Genomic DNA, 2,761 nt, shown 5'->3' with positions numbered 1-2,761 from the left:
GGCCGATGCCGAGGCGTGCGTCGCCGCGGTGCGCGCCGAAACCCCCGGCACTGGCGGGCGGCTTGGTGTCGGCATGCGACGCGATGTGGGCACTGTGCTGGAGGGCGGATCGCCGGCCTATGTCGATGCGCTGAATGAGGTGGTGATCGCCATCATGGTCGAGAAGCGCGAGTGTGTGGAAGACCTGGAGGCGATCCTGTCGGTCCCCGGCATCGACATGGTGCAGTTCGGGTCATCCGACTACTCGATGAGCCTGGGATTGACCGGACAGCGATCGCACCCGGACGTGGTGAATGCAGAGCGCAAGACGATCGAAATGGCGCTGAGAATGGGTAAGCACCCGCGTGTGGAACTGGCGGATATCTCGGGCGCGAAGCCGTACCTGGAGATGGGGGTGAAGCATTTCTGCATCGGGTGGGATGTACGGATTTTGTACAACTGGTGGCGCACGAACGGCGCGGGCATGAGGGCGATGCTGACGGGCGAGGCGGCAGTGGCGCTCGCACCGCAGCCGGTGAAGACCGGCACCTACTGAAAGTCCGGCCGCAGCGGGCGGGACTATCGGCGCATCACGGGGGAGGCGACATGGACGGCAACGGACTGTACGGGCTGGAGCTGCGCTCGCGCATCAGCGGGGACGGCGTGCTGGAGCTCTCTCTACAGGAGGCGGCGGTGCCCGAACCGGCCGCCGACGAAATCGTCGTGCGGGTCGAGGCGACGCCGATCAATCCCTCGGACATCGGCGTCCTGCTCGGCCCGGTGGCGCTCGACATGGCCGAGTTCGCCGGGACAGCGGCACGGCCCGTGGTGCGCGCGCAGGTGCCGGCGGCGGCGCTGCCGGCCATCGCCGCCCGGCTCGATGCCTCGCTGCCCGTGGGCAATGAAGGCGCAGGCACCGTAGTGCGCACCGGTGCCGAGGCCGCGCATCTGCTCGGGCAACAAGTCGCGGTATTCGGCGGGGCGATGTGGGCGCAGTACCGCCGCGCCAAGGCGGCGGACTGTCTGGTGCTGCCCGAGGGGACAACGCCGCGCGAAGGTGCCTCCTGGTACGTCAATCCCATGACAGCACTGGGCTTCGTCGAGACCATGCGCCAGGAAGGCCATACCGCTTTGGTGCACACCGCCGCGGCCTCCAACCTTGGCCAGATGCTGAATCGCATTTGCCGTGCAGACGGCATTGGCCTGGTGAGCATCGTGCGCAGCCCGCAACAGGCGGCGCTGCTGCAGGGCCAAGGTGCCCGCCACGTGGTGGACAGCAGTGCCCCGAATTTCACAGCGGCGCTGACCGCGGCACTGACGGAGACCGGTGCCACCCTGGGTTTTGACGCAGTGGGCGGCGGACCGCTAGCCGGGCAGATCCTGGCTGCTATGGAGGCTGCGGCACGGCAGGCCGCCAATACGTACCACCATTACGGCTCGGACCGGCACAAGCAGGTCTATCTGTACGGCCGGTTGAACACCGGGCCCACCACCTTCGAGCGCGCACCGATCGGCTTTGCCTGGGGACTGGGCGGCTGGCTGCTGATGCCGGCGCTGAAGAAGCTGGGTGCGACAGCGGAGGCACGGCTGCGCGCCCGCGTTGCCGCCGAGCTGAAGACTACCTTTGCCAGCCACTACACCGCAGAAATTTCCCTGGCCGAGGCGTTTCGGCCGGAGAGTATGCGGGCCTATTGCCGGCGCGTGACGGGAGAGAAGTTTCTAATCCTGCCACAGCAGGGGCTGAGCTGAAGCGCTCTTGCCAGCCCCGGTCGGCGGCTTCGGCCCGTCGAGGGCACCGCCTCTCTCGACCCGACATTTGCCGGGCTACGCCTTGCCTTCATTAATGAACACGAGTTGCTGTTCCAACCCAGCTCAGCGGAAGCGGTTTAAGCAACCGCGACAGGCCGGAAGCAGATGGGGCGTGGCCATTAAGGATCGCCTCTACAATGTCCGGCACCACCAGCATGAGCCGGAGCAGGGTCCCGAGGTACCCTCGATCGATGCTTTCCCCGGCCACCATTTCGATGATCGAGGCGTAGGGCCCCTCTCCCGGAGGCGCTGGTACCGGAATGCCTGCGCCAGCGCCTTCACTAGCGCCGAGCCAGCCGGCGTCGAAAAAGTCTCGCTGCTGTCCTAGACCAGCGTTACCATCGCCTCCCGCCCTCGGATCGTCAGCTGCACCCAAATCATGATGTTGGCCGCTGCGGCCACACAACATCGGGCTCCCGAAGCGAACTGGCGGTCAGACTGGCTCAAAGTAGCCTTCGTGCCCATTACCGTGACCCGGTGCCGATGGCCCACCCGAAATTGGTGGCCGGTAAACGGAATCAGCCGCTATGCGCCCGTGTCAGTCATGCTCGATCAAGCTTGCGGTGCTAAGAATCCGCCGTTCGTTCATGCCCGATGAAGCTAGAGCACTTTGAGGTTGCGCGGAATCGCGCGTTCTGATTCGACGCTGGTGATGCANTCTGCGGACCTTCGGCGGCGGTTGGTCCGGGCGGTTGAGGCGGGTAGTTCGGCACGCGAGGCGGCACGGCGCTTTGAGGTGAGCCCCTCGGCGGCGATCAAACTGATGCAGCGGGTCCGTGCGACGGGCAGCGCGGCGCCAGCCAAGGTTGGCGGCTACCGGAAGCCCTTGCTGGCTGGGCATGAAGCCCTGCTGCACGAACTGACCATGGCCAAGCCGGGCATCACCCTGGCCGAGGTCCAGGCGGCGCTGACTGGCCGTGGCATCCAGGCGGGTTCGCTGGCCACCATCTGGTCGACACTGCGCCGGCTCGGC

At 66.4% G+C, this 2,761-nt stretch carries 2 protein-coding genes and 1 pseudogene; all 3 read left to right on the top strand.

All coding sequences use genetic code 11. From position 1 onward, the window contains the following. A partial coding sequence (locus QWZ14_RS01640; RefSeq protein ID WP_290314813.1) for an aldolase/citrate lyase family protein occupies positions 1 to 535 on the top strand: 535 nt, incomplete at its 5' end. Between the two features lie 50 nt (positions 536 to 585). Then, positions 586 to 1,728: a zinc-binding dehydrogenase gene (locus QWZ14_RS01635; RefSeq protein WP_290314811.1), complete on the top strand. Its 1,143-nt coding sequence runs from the start codon at positions 586 to 588 to the stop codon at positions 1,726 to 1,728. Between the two features lie 796 nt (positions 1,729 to 2,524). Continuing rightward, a pseudogene (locus tag QWZ14_RS01630) lies at positions 2,525 to 2,761 on the top strand (hypothetical protein); the annotation flags it as partial.

This window comes from Paeniroseomonas aquatica, from assembly GCF_030409335.1.
GTDB lineage: Bacteria > Pseudomonadota > Alphaproteobacteria > Acetobacterales > Acetobacteraceae > Belnapia > Belnapia aquatica.
This window is presented reverse-complemented; position numbering and strand designations above follow the sequence as displayed.